This window comes from Microbacterium sp. NPDC055502, assembly GCF_053643635.1.
Map to the genome: position 1 here is coordinate 783,710 of NZ_JBSHKJ010000002.1, position 20,518 is coordinate 804,227.

The following is a 20,518-nucleotide window of genomic DNA, read 5'->3' on the forward strand; positions in this document are numbered from 1 at the left end:
GATGTCGGAATCGTCCGCAGAGAAGCGGGTCGTGGTCGAGGCCACCCCGACAGCCCTCGCCCTCCGGGTCGCCGATCGTTTCCTCACCCGCGTCAAGGCGCGCACCAGGAACGGTCGCGTCGCCCACATCGCCCTCACCGGCGGTTCCATGGGCGGGGCCGTGCTCCGTGCGGTCGCCGACAACCCGCGCGCGGCGGACATCGACTGGTCGCTCGTGCACTTCTGGTGGGGCGACGAGCGCTTCGTTCCCCGCGACGACTCGGACCGCAACGCGCTCCAGTCCCGCAACGCCCTGCTCGACCACATCCCGGTGCCCGAGGAGAACATCCACGAGGCCGCGGCGTCCGACAGCGGTCTGAACCTCGACGAGGCCGCTGCCGCGTACGCGGCGGAACTCGCCCGGTTCGGCACGGACGACCACCCCTGGCCGTCCTTCGCGGTGTGCTTCCTGGGCGTCGGTCCCGACGGCCACATCGCCTCGCTGTTCCCGGATCGCGAGGAAGTGACGGTCACGGACGCCGCCGCGCTGCCGGTGCGCGATTCCCCCAAACCCCCGCCGGAGCGGATCACGCTCACGCGTCCGGTCCTGAACTCGTCCAAGCGGGTCTGGCTCGTGCTGACGGGAGCGGACAAGGCCTCCGCGCTGGGCCTCGCACTGGCGGGCGCGAGCTACACGAGCGTGCCGGCGGCCGGTGCCAAGGGGCGCAAGCGCACGGTGTACTTCGTCGACGAGGCCGCAGCGTCCGAGGTGTCGCCCGACCTCATCGATCAGACCTACTGAGCCGGTCCTCCGGCCGCGGTCGCGCGCCCGCTCGTCCTCGGGGACGGGCGGGCGTCTGCGTGCGTCGCGTCGAACCGAGGACGAGGCTACGGGGCGTCGGGGCGCGTGCGCGCCTCGGGGTCGTCGCCAGAGCGCGGCGCTTCAGCGGCGGACGTCTCCTCGACGGCAGACGCCGCGTCGCGCATCGGTGACGGCGGTGCGGCGGCTGCGGCATCGTCCGCGTGCGTCGGAGCCGAGCTGCCCCGGGTGATGCCGAGCTCCTGGCTGTCGCTGAGCACCTGCGGGTGGTAGCGCGCGAGGCCCACGACACCCCACACGGCGATGCCCCCGGCGATCGCGAAGATGATGAGCACCCACCACGGCGCGGCGGCCGCCTCGCCCAGCACGACCATGCCGATGAGCACCGCCACGAGCGGGTCGACGACCGTGAGTCCGGCGATCACGAGGTCGGGGGGTCCCGAGCTGTAGGCGGTCTGCACGAAGTACGCGCCCACGGCCGCGGCCGACACCAGGGCAAGCACGCAGACGGCGGTGATCCATTCGAACTGGCCCGCCTCGATGCGCTTGATGACGACCTTCGCGAGCGTCGCCACGAAGCCGTACAGGATGCCGGCTCCGATCACGTAGAACAGCGCGCGCATGCGGTGACGCAGGATCAGCCAGCACGCACCGAGCACGATGATGACGACGAGCAGGAGGGCGAGGATCACGAACAGTTCGCGGTCGGTGACGTCCTGCTCCGTCGCGAAGATCGCCGCGAAGAACACGAACAGGAAGATGCCGCCGACGCACGCCACGATCGCCGTGAGCGACTGCCTGGTCGGGGAATGCCCGGAGATCCGCGCGTTGAGGAGCGTCGTGATGACCAGGGCGATCGCGCCGAGCGGCTGCACGACGATCAGTGGCGCCTGCACGAGGGCTGCGAGCTGGCAGACGATCGCGAGGCCGAGCATCAGCGTGCCGATGATCCAGGACGGGCGCGTGAGCAGACCCTTGATTTGGGCGAACGTGAGCCCGGAGGTGCCGGTGGAGCCGCTCAGCCGCTCGACCTTCTCCACCCCGCGGTGCTGGTACTGCGCGCCGAGCGACATGAAGACGGCACCGGCCAGGGCGAGAGGGATGCCGAGAAGGATCCCCGGGTTCTGGAAGGCACCGACGAGCTGGTCGCCGACGTCTTCGGCCATCCCCATCCACACCCCTGCGCTCACACTACGACCCTACCCGGAGAGTCTCGCGGACTAGGGTTGTGACGTGGCCGTACTTCCGATTCGCATCATGGGCGATCCCGTCCTCCACTCCCCCGCATCCCCCGTCGAGCAGATCACCGAGGAGGTGCGCACGCTCGTCTCCGACATGTTCGAGACGATGGACGCCGCTCCCGGCGTCGGGCTGGCCGCCCCGCAGGTCGGGGTGCCGTTGCGTATCTACACGTACAACTACGTCGACGACGAGGACCGCCCCTGGCGAGGCGTGCTGATCAATCCCGTGCTGTGGATGACGCCCCCCGAGCCGGGCGCACCCGACCCCGATCTCGAGGCGGAGGGATGCCTGTCGTTCCCCGGCGAGCGGTTCCCGCTCCGCCGGTCCGATCGCGTGCGCGTGACGGCGATCGACCTCGACGGCGCGCCGGTGACACTCGAAGTGGATGGGTGGCGTGCTCGCATCATGCAGCACGAGTTCGACCACCTCGACGGAGTGCTCTACATCGATCGACTGTCGGACGCCGACTGGAAGACCACGCAGAAGATCGCCCGCAAGCGCGGATGGGGTCGCCCCGGTGTGAGCTGGCTGCCCGGGGTGGACGACCTCGAGGGCTGAACGCTTTCAGCCCACGCACAGCATCCGTCGAGTTGCGTCACAGACTTCGGGCACTATAGCGTGTTCGCGGCGGGGATATATCAGCATGCCCCGCACCACGCTTTGGAGGGGAAACATGATGAAGATGCGCACTCGTCGCGCGCTCGTGCTCGCAGCATCGATCGCGGCGGCCTCGCTCGCCCTGAGCGGCTGCAGCGCGATCAACAGCATCCTGGGCAGCGGCTCCGGTGACGCGAACCGCGACGAGGAGACCGGCCAGGTGACGGAGAGCGCCAACATCGACGTCTTCTCCGTGAAGCTCGGCGACTGCATGCTCGAGACCGGCTCGGGGATGCTCACCGACGCGAACGTCGTGCCGTGCACCGAGCCGCACGACGAAGAGGTCTTTCACGAGATCACGATGGACGACGGCGACTACTCGGAAGACGCCATCGGCGCCGCGTCCGAGGGGTGCATCGGCGACGCGTTCACCTCGTTCGTCGGTATCGGCTACCAGGAGTCGGCCCTCGACGTGACCACGCTCACGCCGAGCCAGGACTCGTGGGAGCAGGCGAACGACCGCGTGATCCAGTGCCTGATCGTCGACCCGGCCGGGCAGGTCGAGGGCTCCCTGGCCGGCGCCGCGCGCTGACGGTCAGTCCACCACCGCATCGGCGGCCGGGAGCGATCCGCTCCCGGCCGCCTTCTGCGTCGAGCCGCCTCCGGCGCGGTGACGGAGCATGCCGACAACACTGACGAGCACCGCGATCGCGAGCGAGATCGTGATCTGCCAGAGGGTGTCCGGCTGGAGGAACATCGCCAGGCACAGAGCGACGATCACCGCCACGACGACGTAGCTGAGCACCGGAAAGCCCCACATGCGCAGGGGCACCTGCACACCTCGGCGCATCGCCGCCCGCCGCAGCCGGATCTGCGACACGGCGATCACGAGCCAGACGAAGAGGGCGATCGCCCCCGACGAGTTCAGCAGGAACAGGAAGACCGTGTCGGGATAAAGGTAGTTCAGTCCGACCGTGATGAACCCCACGACCGTCGCGGCCAGCACGGCGTACCGGGGCGAGCCGTTCCGCGCCGTGCGGCCGAGCAGCGCGGGGGCGTCGCCCCGCCGAGCCAGCGAGTAGAGCATGCGGCTCGCCGTGTAGAGGCCCGAGTTCAGGCACGAGAGCACCGCCACCAGCACCACGACGTCCATGATCACCGCCGCCACCGGGATGCCGATCGCGTCGAGAACCGCGACGAACGGGCTCTTCGCGATCGAGGCGTCGTTCCAGGGCAGCAACAGCACGATCAGGGAGATCGACCCGACGTAGAAGACGATGATCCGCCACACCACGGAATTGACCGCCTTGCGGACGGCCACGGTGGGGTTGGTCGATTCCCCGGCGGCGATCGTCGCGATCTCCGAGCCGAAGTACGAGAACACCACGACGAGGATGCTCGAGAACGCGGCGAGCACGCCGTTCGGGAAGAACCCGCCGTGGGCCACGAGATTGTCGAGCCCCGGTGGGGGGAACCCGGGGAACGCGCCGAGCGCCGCCAGCACCCCGATCACGAGGAACGCGGCGATCGCGACGACCTTGACCCCGGCGAACCAGAACTCGAACTCGCCGTACGACGCGACGGACGCCAGGTTCGTGAGGGTGAGCACCACCATGAGCGCCAGAGCGAATCCCCACTGCGGGACTCCGGGCATCCACCGGTGGAGGATCAACGCGCCGGCGGTCGCCTCGACGCCGAGGACCACGATCCAGAACCACGCGTAGAGCCAGCCGATGCTGAAGCCCGCCCATCGACCGATCGCGCGGTCCGCGTACGTGGAGAAGGAGCCGCTGTCGGGGTTCATCACCGACATCTCCCCCAGCATGCGCATCACCAGCACGACGATCACCCCGGCGGTCGCATAGGCGATGATCGCGGCGGGTCCTGCGGCGTGGATCACCGCCCCCGAACCCACGAACAGCCCGGCGCCGATGACGCCCGCGATCGCGATCATGGACATGTGGCGCGACTTGAGCCCTGAGCGCAGTTCGCGGGGGTCGGATGTCGTCATCGATCTCTCCTTCGACCGCGAACGAGGTCAGCGGTGCGACGAGAGTAACATTTTACTGTGGACAGACCGATACTCTGCAGAGTGGTCTCGTCCGCAAGGACGCGCGTCTCGGGAGACCAGAAGAGCCCCCTCCGCAGAGGGGGCTCTTCTCGTTGGCTCCCCGGCTTGGACTCGAACCAAGAACCTGCCGGTTAACAGCCGGCTGCTCTGCCAATTGAGCTACCGAGGAATGTGCTCCGCTGTGCGGGCAACTCGACAAGCTTAGCAAACTCCGAAGGCCGTTCGTGACACCGACGGCCCTTCGGCGGACGCCGGGCGTGTCGCCATCAGCCGCGGGAATCGGTCTCCGCGTTGGGCACCCAGAGCAGGTCCTTCCCCACCCCTCTCGCCACCACGTGGCCGCCGCGCAGCATGAGCGTCTCGGCGTTGAGCTCGCGGATGAAATCGGCGTCGTTCGTCACCAGCAGCGCCGCCATGCCCTCCTCGGTGCGTCGCCGCGTGATCGCGTCGAACACCACCGGGCGCACCTCGAGGTCGAGGTTGGCCAGCACCTCGTCCGCGATCAGGACCCGGGGCTCGAGCACGAACGACCGGGCGATCGCGACGCGCTGCCGCATGCCCGCGCTCAACTCGTACGGGAACTTCGACGCCGTCCCCAGGGGCAGGTGCAGCTCGTCCAACAGCGTCGCGACACGGATCGACAGCGCCTTGGTGTTGACGCGGCGCTCGCGGATCAGGATCGGCTCGGCGATGACCTCGTTCACCGTGAGCCGCGGCGGCAGATCCGCGCCCGCACCCTGCGGCACGAATCCCGTGCGGTACGTGAGGATGCGATGCTTGCGACCGGGGCGGCGGATGTCGATGCCGCAGACCTGGGCGCTGCCGCCCACCACGCGCACGGAGGGGTCGGTGGACCCGGCGAGAGCGGCGACGAGCGTCGACTTCCCCGACCCCGTGGGTCCGGCGACGCAGATGAGCCCGCCGGGCGCCAGGGTGAACGTGACCCCGTCCACCGCGCGGTTCGGTGTGCCGTGACCGATGCGGTCGATCACCAGATCGGAGCACTCGATCGCGGACGTGGAGACGGGCCTGCGGGACATGTCTTCCATCCTGCCCGCTGCACCGCGCCCCGCCCCGTTACGACTCGGCCGAGAAGCGCTGACGCTCCACATCGATGTCACGGAGACGGACCCGCAGAGCCCGCCCGCCGTCGGAGTCCGCCGGGACGCGCTGCACCGCACCCAGGAGCTCCTGCTTCTCCCGCTCGAGCTGCCGCACCACCAGCCGCCGCGCGAGATCCGTCGCGGAGGCGACCGCCCCCGCCTCGTCGCGCGCCGGGAACGGCGTCATCAGCAGCTCGCCGCCGAGCGACCGGTACGGCTCCCGCACCGCATTGACCGCATCGGTCACCCACCCCGGTCTGCTGCGGTCGGGGGCTGCCGCGATCGCCTCGCGCACCGCGTCGAGCCCCGGCGTGCGGAACGGCTGCGACAGGGCACGGTCGAGCAGCACCGCGTCGATCTGGTGCCCGTACTGCAGCGCACCCATGAGGGCGTCGCGCTCCACGGCCACATCGGCGGTGCGGGGCAGGCTCGCCAGCGTGACCGCGGCCACCGCGGGGGCACCCGAGGCGGGGTCGGGGGGCGAGGTCTCGCGCCTCGGCGCAGCGGTCGCCGCGCCCCGAGCCGCCCGCTCGACCTCGCCGTGCACCTCGGTCGGGTCCATGCCCAGACGGCGTGCCAGTACACGCTCGTACCCCGGACGCAGCAGACGGTCCCGGATCTCCGCCACGATCGGCGCCGCGGCCCGGAGCGCGCCCACGCGGCCCTCCACGGTCGAGAGGTCGAAGCCGGCGAGCTTGCGGTCGATCGCGAACTCGAACATCGGCTGCTTGGCGTCCATGAGCCCGCGCACGGCCGCATCGCCGCGCTGCAGGCGGAGGTCGCACGGGTCGAGCCCGTCCGGAGCCACGGCCACGAAGGTCTGCGCGTTGAAGCGGTCGTCCTCCGTGAACGCCCGCAGCGCGGCCTTCTGACCCGCCTCGTCGCCGTCGAACGTGAACACGACCTCGCCGGAGGCGTTGTCGTCGCCCATGACACGGCGCAGGACCTTGATGTGCTCGGTGCCGAACGCCGTTCCACACGTCGCGATCGCGGTCGTGAGACCGGCGAGGTGACACGCCATCACGTCGGTGTAGCCCTCGACGACCACGACGCGCCGGGGGTCGCCGCGGGCGATGTCGCGCTTGGCGAGGTCGAGCCCGTACAGCACCTGCGCCTTCTTGTAGATCGGGGTCTCGGGGGTGTTCAGGTACTTGGGGCCCTGGTCGTCGTCGAAGAGCTTGCGCGCGCCGAACCCGATCGTCTGTCCCGACACGTCGCGGATCGGCCACACCAGTCGCCCGCGGAACCGGTCGTACACGCCGCGCTGCCCGGTCGACACGAGTCCCGCGGCGCTGAGCTCGTCGCGCGTGAAGCCCTGCGCCGACAGCGCTTTGAGCATCCCGTCCCACCCGCGCGGCGCGAAGCCCACCCCGAAGTGCGCGGCTGCTCCGGCGTCGAAGCCCCGCTCGCCGAGGAACCGACGCGCGGCTTCGGCGTCGGGGGTCAGCAGCTGGGCGCGGAAGAACTCCGCCGCCGCCGTGTTCGCCGCGTACAGGCGGCTGCGGCCACTGGTCTCCGGGGCCGCTCCCCCGTCTTCGTAGTGCAGGGTGTAGCCGATGCGGCCCGCCAAGCGCTCGACCGCCTCCGTGAAGCTCACGTGGTCCATCGCCCGGAGGAACGAATACACGTCGCCCGACTCCCCGCAGCCGAAGCAGTGGTAGTAGCCGACCTGCTGGCGGACGTGGAAGCTCGGGCTCTTCTCGTCGTGGAACGGGCACAGCCCCTTGAGGGATCCGACCCCCGCCGACTTCAGCGCCACGCGCTCGCCCACGATGTCGGCGATGTTCGTGCGGGCCTTCACCTCGTCGACGTCGGCCTGCCGGATCCGCGGCATCAGTGCGCCCCTTCGGCGACGGGACGCCGCGTGACGGGGGTGCGCGTGCCGGGTCGCGCGTGACGCGGGGTCCAGATGCCGACCTCCGCCGGGTCGATCTCCCCGACGAGCCGGTTGTGCCAGTCCACCGCGCTCTGGTCGGTCAGGCTCGCGATCTGATCCACCACGACCCTCGCCCGCTCCGCGTCGCTCTCGGCGGCGACGAAGTCGGCGGCGAACGCGGGCTCCAGCACGTCGGCCCCGGCCGACCACAGCGCATCGGTCGACCACAGCGCGTCGGCGAGGCGCTTGAGCACCCGCCGCTGCTCCTTGTACACGCCCTTTCGTGCGTCGATCGTCACGATGGCCTGACCCATGATGCCCTTGAGCACGGCGATCTCGACCTCGATCACGCGCGGCACGATGACGTGCGCGTTGTAGCGGACCAGCGGCGCCGTGCCGTAGGCCTCGCGCGTCGCGGACACGGCCGCACGGGCGAAGCGCCCGATCAGGTCGCTGGTGAGGTTCTTCAGCCGAGCGAGCGACTGCCGCGAGCGGTCGAACGACGCGAGCCACATCGGCTGCGATGCCAGACGGTAGAGGGCGTCGGCGAGCTCGTCGCGCGTGAAGTCGTAGCCCACCCACTGCTGGATGCGGCTGAGCAGCGCCTCATGGGCCGCAGGGTCGGCGAGCTGCGCCACGTCGACGTAGCCGTTGACGATCGCATCCTCGAAGTCGTGCACCGAGTAGGCGATGTCGTCGGAGAGATCCATGATCTCGGCTTCGATGCACCGCAGGCGGCCGGGCGCCCCCTCGCGCATCCAGCGGAACACCGCCTCGTCCTCCGGGTACACACCGAACTTGAGCCGGCCGCCCGGGTCGGGCACGGGGCTGTCCACCGTCCAGGGGTACTTGCAGGTCGCGTCGAGGCTGGCCCTGGTCAGGTTCAAGCCGACCGAGTGCTCGTCCGCGTCGAGCACCTTGGCCTCGAGGCGCGTGAGGATGCGCAGCGACTGCGCATTGCCCTCGAAGCCGCCGATCGGCTCCGCCCACTCGTTCAGCGCCCGCTCGCCGTTGTGACCGAACGGCGGGTGGCCGAGGTCGTGGCTCAGGCAGGCGGTGTCGACCACGTCGGCGGAGACGCCGAGCGCCGCGGCGAGCTCGCGACCCACCTGCGCCACCTCGAGCGAATGCGTCAGGCGGTTGCGAGCGAAGTCGGCCGTGCTCGCCGGGCTGAGCACCTGCGTCTTGGCGGCCAGACGGCGCAGCGCGGCCGAGTGGAGCACGCGGGCCCTGTCACGCGCGAAGTCGTCGCGCTCGGAGCGGTGCGTCTCGGCGAAGAAGCGCTCGGCGTCGCGCGGGTGGTAGCCGTCGGCGCGACCGCCGACCGAGGGGTCATCCGCCACTGTTCTCGATCTCCGCTCCACGCATCATCTCCGAGGCGCTGGAGGCCAGCTCGCGCGACTCCAGCCACTTCTCCGGCAGCGCCGTCTTCTTCGGGTGGCCGGCGCGCCCGCGCTGCCCCTCGGCGTCGGCTCCAGGGTACGGTGCCGACCGGTCGAGGCGACCCAGCAGCTCGTCGATCTCGGCGAGGCTCGACGCGGTCGCCAGGCCCGTGCGGATGTCGCCGCCGACGGGGTAGCCCTTGAAGTACCACGACACGTGCTTGCGCACGTCGCGGCACCCGCGGTCCTCGTCCTCGAAGAACTCCACCAGCAGTTCGGCGTGACGGCGGAACGCATCCGACACGAAGCCGAGAGTTGCGTCGACCGTCTTGCCCTCGCCACCGAATGCGTTGGCCAGCTCGCCGAACAGCCACGGCCGCCCGAGGCAGCCGCGACCGACCACCACACCGTCGCAGTCGGTCTCGGCCATCATGCGCACGGCATCGTCGGCCGACCAGATGTCACCGTTGCCGAGCACCGGGATGCTCGTGACGGCCTGCTTGAGCTCGCCGATCGCGTTCCAGTCCGCGTGGCCGGAGTAGAACTCGCTCGCGGTGCGGGCGTGCAGCGCCACCGCGGCCGCCCCGGCGTCCTCCGCCGCGCGCCCGGCGTCGAGGAACGTGAGGTGATCGCGGTCGATGCCCTTGCGCATCTTGACCGTGAGCGGGATGTCGCCGGCGGCCTTCACGGCCTGATCCACGATGTCGGCGAACAGCTTCGACTTCCAGGGCAGAGCCGCCCCGCCGCCCTTGCGCGTGACCTTGGGCACCGGGCAGCCGAAGTTCAGGTCGATGTGGTCGGCGTGGTCCTCCGCCACGATGATGCGCACGGCTTCCGCGATCGTCTTCGGATCGACGCCGTAGAGCTGGATGGACCGCGGCGTCTCGGACTCGTGATGACGGATCAGCCGCATCGTGGTCTCGTTGCGCTCGACCAGCGCGCGCGACGTGATCATCTCGCTCACGTACAGCCCCGCGCCGTACTCCCGGCACAGTCGCCGGAAGGCCGTGTTGGTGATGCCCGCCATGGGTGCGAGCACGACCGGCACGTCGAGGTCGATCGGGCCGATGCGGAGGGGGCGGGCGGGGGCGGTGGCGACAGTCATGGCACGTCCATTCTCCCAGACCCGGAGCCCCTGCGGACGCGGCGACCTAAGCTGTGCATATGACCGATTCCGCGCTCCGTTCGATCCCGTTCACCGACGCTCAGGGTCAGGAGAAGACCCTCGACGATCTCGGTGCCGACGTGGTGATGGTGGTGAACGTGGCGTCCAAGTGCGGGCTCACCCCGCAGTACGAGCAGCTGGAGGAGCTGCAGCGCCGTTTCGGCGACCGCGGCTTCACGGTCGTCGGCTTCCCGTGCAACCAGTTCTTCGGTCAGGAGCCGGGCTCGGTCGACGAGATCCTCGAGTTCTGCTCCACCACGTACGGCGTGACCTTCCCGGTCAACGACAAGGTCAGGGTCAACGGCAGGAACGCGTCCGAGCTGTACAAGGCGCTCAAGGAGACCCCTGACGCGGGCGGCAAGGCCGGACGGGTGGAGTGGAACTTCGAGAAGTTCCTGGTGCTGCCCGACGGAGAGGTGCTGCGCTTCCGCCCGAAGCAGAAGCCGGACTCCCCCGAGATCGTCGAGGCGATCGAGGCCGCACTCTCCCGCTGACCCGGGGCCGCGCTCGTTCACCCCCGCGTCACCCGGAACGGGCTGCTCGCGGCCCTCGAACGGCCGCGGTGTTCACGCGCTCGTCAGACCCTCGCCATCCGGCGCCCCTAGTCTCCCCTGCGGCCACACCCGCCGCAGATGAAGGAGACACCGCATGCCCGACCGACTGCCGATCAGCCGGCGAACCGTCCTCACCGCCGGAGCGCTCGGCGCCCTCGGCTCCACCCTGCCCCTCGGCACCACCGCCGCCGCCGCCGACACGACCGTGGCCGCCTCGACAGCGAAAGCCGCGCGTGGACTGCGGTTCCGCGCCGACGGGACCTTCACGGTCGTGCAGTTCAACGACACGCAGGACGATGAGCAGACCGACCGCCGCACCGTCGAGCTGATCGAGAAGGTGCTCGACCAGGAGCAGCCCGACCTCGTGGTGATCAACGGCGACGTGATCACGGGCGGATGCGAGACCCGTCTCGCCGTGAAGCAGGCGATCAACAACGTCGTGTGGCCGATGGAGTCCCGCGGCATCCCGTGGGCGGTGACCTACGGCAACCACGACGAGGACTCGCTCCCGCAGTCGGGCGTGGACGAGGCGGGGATGCTGAAGATCTACCGCTCGTACGAGTACAACGTGAACGCGGAGAACACGCGCGGCGTGACCGGCACCAGCAACACGCTGCTGACCATCGGCTCGTCGGCGAAGAAGAACCGGGAGGCGTTCGCGCTCTGGCTGCTGGACTCCGGCCGCTACGCCCCGGACGCCCTCGCCGGACAGGACTTCGCCGGCTACCCGACCTGGGACTGGGTGCGCATGGACCAGGTCGCCTGGTATCGCGAGCAGTCGCAGCGGCTCGAGCAGCGCGCCGGCCGCAAGGTCCCCGCCCTCATGTTCCTCCACATCGCGCTCTGGGAGCACCGGTTCATGTGGTGGGGCGGCGTGGACACCCGCACGGAGGCCGACGCCGCCCGCGGCCGCGCGCGCCACGGCATCGTCGGAGAGCGCAACGAGGACGAGTGCCCCGGGCCCTTCAACTCGGGCATGTTCAACGCGATCGTCGAGCGCGGCGACGTGAAGGGCGTGTTCGTCGGCCACGACCACGTCAACGACTACATGGGCGACTACTACGGCGTGCTGCTCGGCTACGCGCCGGGAACCGGCTTCGGTGCGTACGGCCTCGACGGAGCGGAGCGCAACCGCCTCCGCGGCGGGCGTGTGTTCGAGCTGACCGAGAGCGGGGATCAGGTGAGCATCGCCTCGCGGGTCGTCTATGCGAAGGACCTCGGCATCGATCTCACCGCCGACGACCAGCCCATGGAACCCCTGCCGCTGGCACCTCGCCAGCAGCGCGTCTGACGCGAACGAGAGAACGGCGGGGGCCCGCGATCGGGTCCCCGCCGTTCTGATGCTCTCGGCCGGCGGCGGTCAGGCCTCGACGGCCTCGCCGCGCTGCGCCCACAGGTCGCGGAGCACGTTCTCGAACGCTGCCGGCGGCTGCGCACCGCTGATGCCGTACTGGCCGTCGACCACGAAGAACGGCACGCCCTGGATGCCGTACGCCCGGGCCTGCGCCTGATCCTGACGCACGTCGGGCAGATACTGCTCGCTCTCGAGCGCCGCGCGGGCCCTGTCGGCGTCGAGGCCGACCTCGGCCGCCAGCGCCACCAGGTCGTCGATGCGACCCACGTGCTTGCCCTCGGTGAAGTAGGCGGACATCAGCCGCTCCTCCATCTCGTGCTGAAGCCCCTCGGCCTTCGCGAAGTGCAGCAGCTCGTGCGCCTTCACGGTGTTGGTGTGCTGCAGCAGGTCGAAGCGGTACTCGAGCCCCGCGTCCGCGGCCACCCCGGTGACGTGCGACAGCATCTGCTCGACCTGCTCGCGCGGCATGCCCTTGTGTCCGGCGAGGAAGTCGACCTCGTCGCCGTGGAAGTCGACGGGCGTGTCGGGCGAGAGCTCGAACGAGTGGAACGTGACGGTGACCCGGGGGGCGTCCTCGTCGGCGGAGACCGCCTCCAGACCCTTCTCGAGATTGCGCTTGCCGATGTAGCACCACGGGCAGGCGATGTCGGACCAGATGTCGATGGAGATGGGTTCAGTCACACCTTCATCCAACCGCATGCACTCCCGGGGTATTCCGTGCTCGGTAGGATGCTCGGATGCTCTCCGCCGACGACCCGCTCCCTCGTCGGCCGGAGCGCGTGCTCGTGGCGGGCGTCACGGGCTCGGGCAAGACCACCCTCGCGCGTCGCCTCGGCGAGCTGTGGCGGCTCCGCCACGTCGAGATCGACGCGCTGTTCCACGGGCCGGGCTGGACTCCGCGCCCGGAGTTCCTCGACGACGTGCGCGCCTTCGCGGCGGAGGACCGCTGGGTGACCGAGTGGCAGTACACGAGCAAGGGCACCGACGCGTTCCTGACGCCGCGCGCCCAGCTCGCGGTCTGGCTCGACTACCCGTACCCGGTGGTGCGGGGACGGCTGCTGCGGCGGACGCTGGCCCGCGGCATTCTGCGGAAGGAACTCTGGAACGGAAACCGCGAGAAGGGGCCGTGGAACCTGCTCAACCGCGACCCCGAGCAGAACATCCTCGCGTGGCAGACGAAGACGCTGCACACCTGGAGCGAGCGGATGCCGGGCTACGTCGAGCGCTTCCCGCACCTCATCGTCGTGCGGCTGACACACCCGCGCGAGACGGAGCGCTGGCTGCGTGCTCAGGCCGAGGCGTCGGGGGTGTCGATCGCGCCGCCGAAACGCCGGTCGCGCGACAGGTAGACGCCGATCGCGCGCCACAGCTCCTCGCGCGAGAAGTCGGGCCACAGCGTGTCGAGGAACACCATCTCGGCGTAGGCCGACTCCCACAGCAGGAAGTTCGACGTGCGCTGCTCGCCCGAGCTGCGCAGGAACAGGTCGACATCGGGCATGTCGGGCACGTAGAGGTGACGCCGGACGGTCTTCTCGGTGATCGCGTTCGGCTTGAGGCGCCCGGCCGCGACATCGGCGGCGATCGCCCGCATCGCGTCGACCAGCTCCACGCGGCCGCCGTAGTTCACGCACATCGTGAGCGTGAGCACGTCGTTGCCGCGGGTGAGCTGCTCGGCGTACTGCAGCTCCTTGATGACGCTGCCCCACAGGCGCGGCTTGCGCCCGGCCCACCGCACCCGCACGCCCCACTCGTTGAGCTGGTCGCGGCGGCGGTGCAGCACGTCGCGGTTGTAGCCCATCAGGAAGCGCACCTCCTCGGGCGACCGGGCCCAGTTCTCGGTGGAGAAGGCGTAGACCGAGAGGTGTTTCACCCCGGCCTGGATCGCGCCGGCGACCACGTCGAGCAGCACCTCCTCCCCCGCCTTGTGCCCCTCGATGCGGCTGAGGCCACGGCGGTTCGCCCAGCGGCCGTTGCCGTCCATCACGATCGCGACGTGTTCGGGCACCGCGGGGAACGGCGGCGGATACACCCCGGTCCAGTCGAGCGGCCGGTAGGCGACGGCGTCCTTGTGCGTGTAGGGCTTCGGGCTCACCGTGCTCCTTCTCCCGGGGTGGTGGTGACGTGCGCGAGAGAGCGGATGCCGCGCTCCAGGTGCCACTGGGCATAGGCCGCCACCAGGCCGGAGGCGGCAGCGGTGTCGGCGTGCGGGGCGGCGTCGATGAGCTCCCAGTCGCCGCGGATGAGCGCGCGCAGCAGCGCCAGGGTCTTCTCGGCGATGCGCGGACTGCCCGCGGGGGCGTCGGCGTGGCACACGAGCCCGCCCAGCTGTGCGACGAACACGGTGTGCGGACCCGGGGCACCGCAGCGGGCGCAGTCGTCGAGCGACGGCGCCCACCCCGACAGCGACATCACGCGCAGGAGGTAGGAGTCGAGGATGCTGCGTGGCACGTGCTCTCCGCGCGAGAGCGCACGCAGTCCGCCGACCAGCAGCAGGTACTGCTCCGGTGTGGCCTCTGCGTCGCTCAGCCGGTCGGCGGTCTCGACCATCGCGTTGGCCGCGGTGAAGCGGTCGTAGTGCGCCGCGATGTCGGTGCCGTACGCGCCGAGCGACTCCGCCTGCTGCACGATGTCGAGCGAGCGCCCCTCGTACAGCTGCACGTCGGCGACCATGAACGGTTCGAGCCGCGAGCCGAACTTCGACGACGTGCGCCGCACGCCCTTCGCGACCGCCCGCACCTTGCCGTGCCGGCGCGACAGCATCGTGACGATCCGATCCGCCTCGCCCAGCTTGTGGGTGCGCAGGATCACCGCTTCGTCTCGGTAGGTGGGCACCTTCCGATTATCCTCCGTGCGGGACAATGGACGGGTGACCGAACCGCTCTTCACCATTCCGCTGTGGGCGGACCTCCTCGGCGTCGGGCTCGGCGGGGTGCAGGGTGCCATGTTCGCCGCCGGATTCCAGGGGCAGCGGCGGCTCGACTGGCTCGGCGTCGCGATCATCGGGATCATGATCGGCATGGGCGGCGGTCTCATCCGCGACATCCTGCTCGGGCAGACGCCCGCGACCCTGCAGAACCAGTGGTACCTGGTGACCGCCGCGGGTGCCGCGCTCCTCGGCATGCTGCTCGCGGGGCTGTTCACCCGCCTCAACACCGCGATCGTGGTGCTCGACGCCGTGGTGATCGGCATGTTCGGCGCCTTCGGCACGAGCAAGGCCCTCGCGTTCGGCATCCCCGAGGTGCCCGCCGTGTTCATCGGCGTCTGCGCCGCGGTCGGCGGGAGCGTGCTGCGCGACATGCTGATGGGCCTGCCGACGGCGATCATGCACGTCGGCTCGCTGTACGCGGTCGCGGCTGCGGCAGGATGCACGTTCATCGTGATCGCGAACGCGGTCGGCATGCCGATCACGCTGGCCGCGATCGTCGGCATCGTCGTCACGGCGGTCATCCGGATCCTGGCGGTCACGTTCGACGTGTCCCTGCCGGAGCAGCGCCGCCTCTACCGCCGCAAGGTCGCCGCGGAGACCGGGGCCATCGCGATCGTCAAGCCGAAGGACTGATCAGGGCGCCGCGTCTCGGGTCTCGATCAGACCGGCGAGCCCGTCGATGACGCGCGCGAGCCCGAACTCCCAGGCCGCGTCCGCATCGGACGGGCCGCCCATGGCCTCGCCAGCGGCCCGGCCCACGGCTTGCGCCAGGGGGTAGTCGTCGCCGAGGTAGCCCGCGAGCCGCGGAGCGGCGTCCGCCCAGATCGGCGCGAAGTCCTCCGCTTCCGCGGCGTCACGCAGGCGTGCGGCGGCGGACCGCGTGAACTCCCGCACGAACGTGAGGGCCGCATCGCGCTCCACGTCGTCGAGGCCGAGCCCGTCGAAGGCGCGGAGCTCGCGGTCGTACGTCGCGATGGTGCCGGGGCCGAGAGCGGTGCGCGGGTCGTGCACGTCGAGCAGCCAGGGGTGCGCGCGGTAGAGGGCGAGGTTGTGCGCGGCGACGAGGCGGACGCGGGCTCGCCACCCGTCGGCGTCGCCCGACGGTGCGCGCTGTCCGTGGACCGCGTCGGCCATCAGCACGAGCAGATCCGCCCGGCTGTTGACGTGCGTGTAGATCGACATCGGGGTGAGGCCCAATGCCTGGGCCAGAGCGCGGATGGTGACCGCGGCGAGGCCGTCGGCATCGGCCAGGTCGATCGCGCGCGTCACGACGTCGTCGGTGGAGTGGCGGGCTCGCGGTCCACGGCGCGATGAGGTCTCAGCGGCACTGTCACGCCACAGCAGATCGACCAGATTCTTCGCCATCGGGAATAGCCTAGCCGTCGGCGCACTTAACCCTGTACGTTGTACGTTGTTTAGAACAGGAGACCCATGAACATCACCCAGACCGCCCTCTCGCTCAACGTGCCCGACATCGCCGCCTCCGCAGCCTTCGCCACCACCCACTTCGGATTCACGGAGGCCATGTCCGCCGAGGGCTTCGTGTCGCTCGAGCACCCCGGTTCCCCGCCGAACCTGATCTTCCTGCAGACCGGGCTCCCCACGTTCCGCCCGGAGGAGATCGCCGGATCGGCAGGCCAGGGCACGCTGCTGGTGTTCGTCGTGGACGACCTCGACGCCGCCTTCGCCCGCATCGCCGCCGCCGGCGCCCGCGTCGTCACACCGCCGGAGACCGAGCCGTGGGGCGAGCGCTACTGCCAGTTCGCCGACCCCAACAGCCTCATCTGGCAGCTGGTGCAGTGGGTCTGACCACCCGCCGGAGCACGCGGAAGCGGCCGGGCCCTCGGGACCCGGCCGCTTCCGTGGTGCGACCTCAGACCGCCGCGAGCTCCTGCTGGCGCGTGCGGATCGACCGGTTCACACCCGACACGATCGCCTTGAGCGACGCGGTCGAGATGTCGCCGTCGATGCCGACACCCCACAGACGCTGGTCGCCCACCTGCAGCTCGACGTAGGCCGCAGCCTGCGCGTCACCGCCCGCACTGAGAGCGTGCTCGACGTAGTCGTACACCGTGATGTCGAAACCTTGTCCGCGCAGCACCTCGACGAACGCGGCCACCGGACCGTTGCCGTTGCCGGAGACCGCGACCTCCTGGTCGTCGTCGCGCAGCACCACGTCGAGCACCACGTCACCCGACATGTCGCTGCGGGTCTGCGTGGCCAGCAGCTCGAAGCGGCCCCACTTCGCCTCGGTGTCGGTCGCCGGCAGGTACTCGTCGGTGAAGATCGACCAGATCTGCTCGCTCGTCACCTCGCCGCCCTCGGCATCGGTCTTGGCCTGCACGACGCCGGAGAACTCGATCTGGAGCTTGCGGGGCAGATCGATCGCGTGGTCGGACTTCAGCAGGTAGGCGACGCCGCCCTTGCCCGATTGGGAGTTCACGCGGATGACGGCCTCGTACGAGCGGCCCAGGTCCTTCGGGTCGACCGGCAGGTAGGGCACGGCCCACTCGATCTCGTCGACCGTGACGCCCTGCGCCTCGGCCTTCGCCGCCATCGCCTCGAAGCCCTTCTTGATCGCGTCCTGGTGCGAGCCGCTGAACGCCGTGAACACGAGGTCGCCGGCCCACGGGCTGCGCTCCGGCACGGGCAGCTGGTTGCAGTACTCGACCGTGCGCTTGACCTGGTCGATGTCGCTGAAGTCGATCTGCGGGTCGATGCCCTGCGTGAACATGTTGATGCCCAGTGCCACCAGGTCGACGTTGCCCGTGCGCTCGCCGTTGCCGAACAGGCAGCCCTCGATGCGGTCGGCGCCGGCCATGTAGCCCAGCTCGGCGGCGGCGATCGCGGTGCCCCGGTCGTTGTGCGGGTGCAGCGACAGGATCACGTTCTCGCGGTGGGCCAGGTGGCGGCTCATCCACTCGATCGAGTCGGCGTAGATGTTCGGCGTGGCCATCTCGACCGTGGCAGGCAGGTTGATGATCACCTTGCGGTCGGGCGTCGGCTCGAAGATCTCGATGACCTGGTTGCACACGTCGACCGCGAACTCGAGCTCGGTGCCCGTGTAGCTCTCCGGCGAGTACTCGTAGTAGACCTGCGTGTCGGGGATCGTCTTCTCGAACTTCCGGCACAGGCGGGCGCCCTCGAGGGCGATGTCGATGATGCCCTGCTTGTCGGTGCGGAAGACCACCTCGCGCTGCAGCACGCTCGTGGAGTTGTAGAGGTGGACGATGGCCTGCTTCGCGCCGGCGATGGCCTCGTAGGTGCGGGCGATCAGGTGCTCGCGCGCCTGAGTCAGCACCTGGATCGTGACGTCGTCGGGGATCAGGTTCTCTTCGATGAGCTGGCGCACGAAGTCGAAGTCGGTCTGGCTGGCCGAGGGGAAGCCGACCTCGATCTCCTTGTACCCCATGCTCACGAGCAGCTCGAACATGACGCGCTTGCGCTCGGGGGACATCGGATCGATGAGGGCCTGGTTGCCGTCGCGGAGGTCGACCGCGCACCAGCGCGGGGCTTCGGTGATGCGGGCGTCGGGCCACGTGCGGTCGGGCAGGTGGACGGTGATCTGCTCGTGGAAGGGCCGGTACTTGTGGATCGGCATCGCGGACGGGCGCTGAGTGTTCTGCATGATGGGCTACTTCTCTTCGTCGGAATGGACGGGCCAACACAAGCGCCGCGACGAGGAAGGCCCTAGTGTCAGGACTCGTCGCGGCAGCTAAGAAGAAGCAGACCGCCGAAAGGCATGGCGCCATGCTAGCAGGGTCGGTGCGGCCGTTTCGACCGCGCTGAGACGATGAGCCGACGCGGGACACTGATGGACATGAGCCCTTCCTCGCGTCGCCTGCTCCTCGTCGCCGCCACCGTGACCGCAGCGGTCACCCTGAGCGGGTGCGCGGTCGGACCCCGTGCGACCCTCCCACCGACCAGCACCACCGTGCCCTCCGACCAGCGGCTGGAAGACGCGCACCCCACGCCCCCGGAAGGCCGCGTGCTCGGAACGGGCACCGTGATCGACGGAACGGACGGCCCCACGCTCTGCCTCGGCGCGGTCATGGATTCGTCCCCTCCGCAGTGCGCCGGCGTGCCGCTCGACGACTGGACGTGGGACGGCGTCGACGGCAGTGTGAGCGCGCGTGACACGCGGTGGGGGTCGTATGCGGTGTACGGCACCTTCGACGGCGAGCGTCTGACCGTCTCGGATCCGCCGATCCTCCTCGCCCTATTCGACCCGGTGGCGCCGGAGGATCCGACGGGCGGGAAGACGGGCATCACCCCGGAGGGCGAGCTGACCAGGGTGCAGGAGGACATCGCGGCGCGGCTCGGACCCGGGGCGGTCTTCGTCGGCACCGACCGTGGGTACGTGTGGCTGCAGGTTTCGTGGGACGACGGGACGCTGCAGCGCGCGGCGGACGACGAGTACGGAGACGGCGTGGTGATCGTCGAGTCGCTGCTGCGCGAGGTCGACTAGTCCTCGGGGATCAGCGCGAGCTTGCCGCCGGGGTGACCGGTGGAGAGCAGCCGGTGCGCGGCCGGTGCCTCGGCGAGCGGGAACGTGCGGGCGACCGGGACCACGAGGTCGCGGTTCTGCGCGAGCGCGAGGAGTTCGCTGCGCACCTCATCGCGGAAGCGGGCGCTGTCGGGCATCGACCCTGCGATCGCCAGAAGCCCGTCGGCGGAGGCCCGCGCAAAGTTCGCGATCGTGACGATGCGGCGGCGATCGGCCACCAGGGCGAGGGACACGTCGATCGCCTCGTCGGTGCCCACGGCGTCGAGCGCCGCAGCGATCGGGCCGTCCGTAAGTGCGGTCACCCGGTCGGCGAGACCCGGGCCGTACGCGACCGGGATCCCCCCGAAGCGTCGTACCTCATCGAAGCGGTCCGGCGCGGCGGTGCCGATCACTCGTACCTCGCGCAGCCGCGCCTGCTGCAGCACGCTGACGCCCACCGCTCCCGACGCCCCGTGCAGCAGGACCGTCTCGCCCGGTGCCGCCCCGGTGACCGCGAGCATCTCGGCCGCCGTCGTGCCGACGAGCAGGAGGTTCGCGGCCTCGGGGTGCGTGAGCGTCGTCGGCTTCGCGAAGACCTTCGCGGCGGGTACGGTCACCTCGGTCGCATAACCGCCCTGCACGCGGAAGGCCACGACCTCGTCGCCGACCGCGGCCTCACCGGAACCGATACGGGTCGCGGGGCCGATGGCCGTGAGCTCGCCCGACACCTCGTAGCCGATCGGCACCCGGAACTCGACCCCCGGACGAGCTGCCGCGACATGCTTCGCATCGGCCGGATTCACCCCGGCCGCGCGGACGCGGATCGTGACCTCGCCCTCGCGCGGCGCCGCGGGGTCGTACTCCTCGAACTCCCACGACTCCGGAGACCCCGCTGCCGTCGCCATCCAGCGCTTCGCCATGACCCCGCCCTTCGTCGTTGCCTCCATCATGCTCCCGCCGGGA

Annotated in this window: 21 protein-coding genes and 1 tRNA gene; 9 read left to right on the plus strand and 13 right to left on the minus strand. The window is 70.2% G+C overall.

Annotation, left to right across the window (positions count from 1 at the left end; all coding sequences use genetic code 11):
• Position 1: 1 nt before the first annotated feature.
• Entirely contained in the window at positions 2 to 781 is a 780-nt protein-coding gene (gene pgl / locus ACWH95_RS14810; protein WP_168387194.1) for a 6-phosphogluconolactonase, read from the plus strand.
• An 86-nt stretch (positions 782 to 867) separates the two neighbouring features.
• Here the strand turns inward: pgl and ACWH95_RS14815 are convergent, their stop codons facing one another.
• The gene (locus ACWH95_RS14815; RefSeq protein WP_308194377.1) at positions 868 to 1,971 is read right to left on the minus strand and encodes a DMT family transporter; all 1,104 of its coding nucleotides are present in this window, start codon (positions 1,969 to 1,971) and stop codon (positions 868 to 870) included.
• Between the two features lie 61 nt (positions 1,972 to 2,032).
• Here ACWH95_RS14815 and def point away from each other — a divergent pair, with 61 nt between their 5' ends.
• Entirely contained in the window at positions 2,033 to 2,599 is a 567-nt protein-coding gene (def, locus tag ACWH95_RS14820) for a peptide deformylase (protein ID WP_136036925.1), read from the plus strand.
• A gap of 118 nt (positions 2,600 to 2,717) precedes the next feature.
• Positions 2,718 to 3,230 (plus strand): hypothetical protein, encoded by a 513-nt coding sequence (locus ACWH95_RS14825; protein WP_454120887.1) that lies wholly within the window; start codon positions 2,718 to 2,720, stop codon positions 3,228 to 3,230.
• A 3-nt stretch (positions 3,231 to 3,233) separates the two neighbouring features.
• On the opposite strand, the gene ACWH95_RS14830 is transcribed toward ACWH95_RS14825, so the two are convergent.
• The 6 genes from ACWH95_RS14830 to dusB form a co-directional block, all read right to left on the minus strand.
• On the minus strand, positions 3,234 to 4,649 hold the full coding sequence (locus ACWH95_RS14830; RefSeq protein ID WP_454120888.1) for an amino acid permease: 1,416 nt from the start codon (positions 4,647 to 4,649) through the stop codon (positions 3,234 to 3,236).
• Positions 4,650 to 4,802: 153 nt separating this feature from the next.
• A tRNA-Asn gene (locus tag ACWH95_RS14835) sits at positions 4,803 to 4,878 on the minus strand.
• A 97-nt stretch (positions 4,879 to 4,975) separates the two neighbouring features.
• Complete coding sequence (locus ACWH95_RS14840) at positions 4,976 to 5,749, minus strand: ATP-binding cassette domain-containing protein (RefSeq protein ID WP_136030137.1); 774 nt, start codon at positions 5,747 to 5,749, stop codon at positions 4,976 to 4,978.
• Positions 5,750 to 5,786: 37 nt separating this feature from the next.
• A complete protein-coding gene (dnaG, locus tag ACWH95_RS14845) occupies positions 5,787 to 7,646 on the minus strand; it encodes a DNA primase (protein ID WP_454120889.1) in 1,860 nt (619 codons plus the stop codon).
• Positions 7,646 to 9,031, minus strand: a complete 1,386-nt coding sequence (locus ACWH95_RS14850) for a deoxyguanosinetriphosphate triphosphohydrolase (protein WP_136030133.1) — start codon at positions 9,029 to 9,031, stop codon at positions 7,646 to 7,648. Before ACWH95_RS14850 ends, dnaG begins: the two co-directional genes overlap by 1 nt.
• Positions 9,021 to 10,175, minus strand: a complete 1,155-nt coding sequence (gene dusB, locus ACWH95_RS14855) for a tRNA dihydrouridine synthase DusB (RefSeq protein ID WP_136030131.1) — start codon at positions 10,173 to 10,175, stop codon at positions 9,021 to 9,023. Before dusB ends, ACWH95_RS14850 begins: the two co-directional genes overlap by 11 nt.
• Positions 10,176 to 10,234: 59 nt before the next feature.
• On the opposite strand from dusB, the gene ACWH95_RS14860 reads away from it, so the two are divergent.
• Together ACWH95_RS14860 and ACWH95_RS14865 are read left to right on the plus strand one after the other, a co-directional pair.
• Positions 10,235 to 10,729 (plus strand): glutathione peroxidase, encoded by a 495-nt coding sequence (locus ACWH95_RS14860; protein WP_454120890.1) that lies wholly within the window; start codon positions 10,235 to 10,237, stop codon positions 10,727 to 10,729.
• A 154-nt stretch (positions 10,730 to 10,883) separates the two neighbouring features.
• Positions 10,884 to 12,080 (plus strand): metallophosphoesterase family protein, encoded by a 1,197-nt coding sequence (locus ACWH95_RS14865; protein WP_454120891.1) that lies wholly within the window; start codon positions 10,884 to 10,886, stop codon positions 12,078 to 12,080.
• Positions 12,081 to 12,149: 69 nt separating this feature from the next.
• Here ACWH95_RS14865 and ACWH95_RS14870 read toward each other — a convergent pair whose 3' ends face one another.
• Positions 12,150 to 12,824, minus strand: coding sequence for a DsbA family oxidoreductase (locus ACWH95_RS14870; protein WP_136030127.1), 675 nt, complete (start codon positions 12,822 to 12,824; stop codon positions 12,150 to 12,152).
• A gap of 56 nt (positions 12,825 to 12,880) precedes the next feature.
• Here ACWH95_RS14870 and ACWH95_RS14875 point away from each other — a divergent pair, with 56 nt between their 5' ends.
• The gene (locus ACWH95_RS14875; protein WP_136030125.1) at positions 12,881 to 13,492 is read left to right on the plus strand and encodes a P-loop NTPase family protein; all 612 of its coding nucleotides are present in this window, start codon (positions 12,881 to 12,883) and stop codon (positions 13,490 to 13,492) included.
• On the opposite strand, the gene ACWH95_RS14880 is transcribed toward ACWH95_RS14875, so the two are convergent.
• Entirely contained in the window at positions 13,432 to 14,235 is an 804-nt protein-coding gene (locus ACWH95_RS14880; RefSeq protein WP_136030123.1) for an isoprenyl transferase, read from the minus strand. The two genes, ACWH95_RS14875 and ACWH95_RS14880, sit on opposite strands and share 61 nt — an antisense overlap.
• Positions 14,232 to 14,975 (minus strand): DNA repair protein RecO, encoded by a 744-nt coding sequence (recO, locus tag ACWH95_RS14885; RefSeq protein WP_136030121.1) that lies wholly within the window; start codon positions 14,973 to 14,975, stop codon positions 14,232 to 14,234. The genes ACWH95_RS14880 and recO overlap by 4 nt, the downstream gene beginning before the upstream one ends.
• A 34-nt stretch (positions 14,976 to 15,009) precedes the next feature.
• Here recO and ACWH95_RS14890 point away from each other — a divergent pair, with 34 nt between their 5' ends.
• Entirely contained in the window at positions 15,010 to 15,702 is a 693-nt protein-coding gene (locus ACWH95_RS14890) for a trimeric intracellular cation channel family protein (protein WP_136030119.1), read from the plus strand.
• On the opposite strand, the gene ACWH95_RS14895 is transcribed toward ACWH95_RS14890, so the two are convergent.
• Positions 15,703 to 16,434 carry a TetR/AcrR family transcriptional regulator gene (locus ACWH95_RS14895; protein WP_136044868.1) on the minus strand — a complete coding sequence of 244 codons (732 nt, stop codon included), beginning with the start codon at positions 16,432 to 16,434 and terminating at the stop codon, positions 15,703 to 15,705.
• Positions 16,435 to 16,500: 66 nt separating this feature from the next.
• Between ACWH95_RS14895 and ACWH95_RS14900 the strand changes: the two genes are divergently transcribed.
• Entirely contained in the window at positions 16,501 to 16,878 is a 378-nt protein-coding gene (locus ACWH95_RS14900; protein ID WP_136030114.1) for a VOC family protein, read from the plus strand.
• Between the two features lie 64 nt (positions 16,879 to 16,942).
• Here ACWH95_RS14900 and leuA read toward each other — a convergent pair whose 3' ends face one another.
• Entirely contained in the window at positions 16,943 to 18,697 is a 1,755-nt protein-coding gene (gene leuA / locus ACWH95_RS14905) for a 2-isopropylmalate synthase (RefSeq protein ID WP_136036915.1), read from the minus strand.
• A 192-nt stretch (positions 18,698 to 18,889) separates the two neighbouring features.
• Between leuA and ACWH95_RS14910 the strand changes: the two genes are divergently transcribed.
• A complete protein-coding gene (locus tag ACWH95_RS14910; protein ID WP_454120892.1) occupies positions 18,890 to 19,537 on the plus strand; it encodes a hypothetical protein in 648 nt (215 codons plus the stop codon).
• Here the strand turns inward: ACWH95_RS14910 and ACWH95_RS14915 are convergent.
• Complete coding sequence (locus tag ACWH95_RS14915) at positions 19,534 to 20,475, minus strand: quinone oxidoreductase family protein (RefSeq protein WP_454120893.1); 942 nt, start codon at positions 20,473 to 20,475, stop codon at positions 19,534 to 19,536. The genes ACWH95_RS14910 and ACWH95_RS14915 overlap by 4 nt on opposite strands.
• Between the last annotated feature and the right edge of the window lie 43 nt (positions 20,476 to 20,518).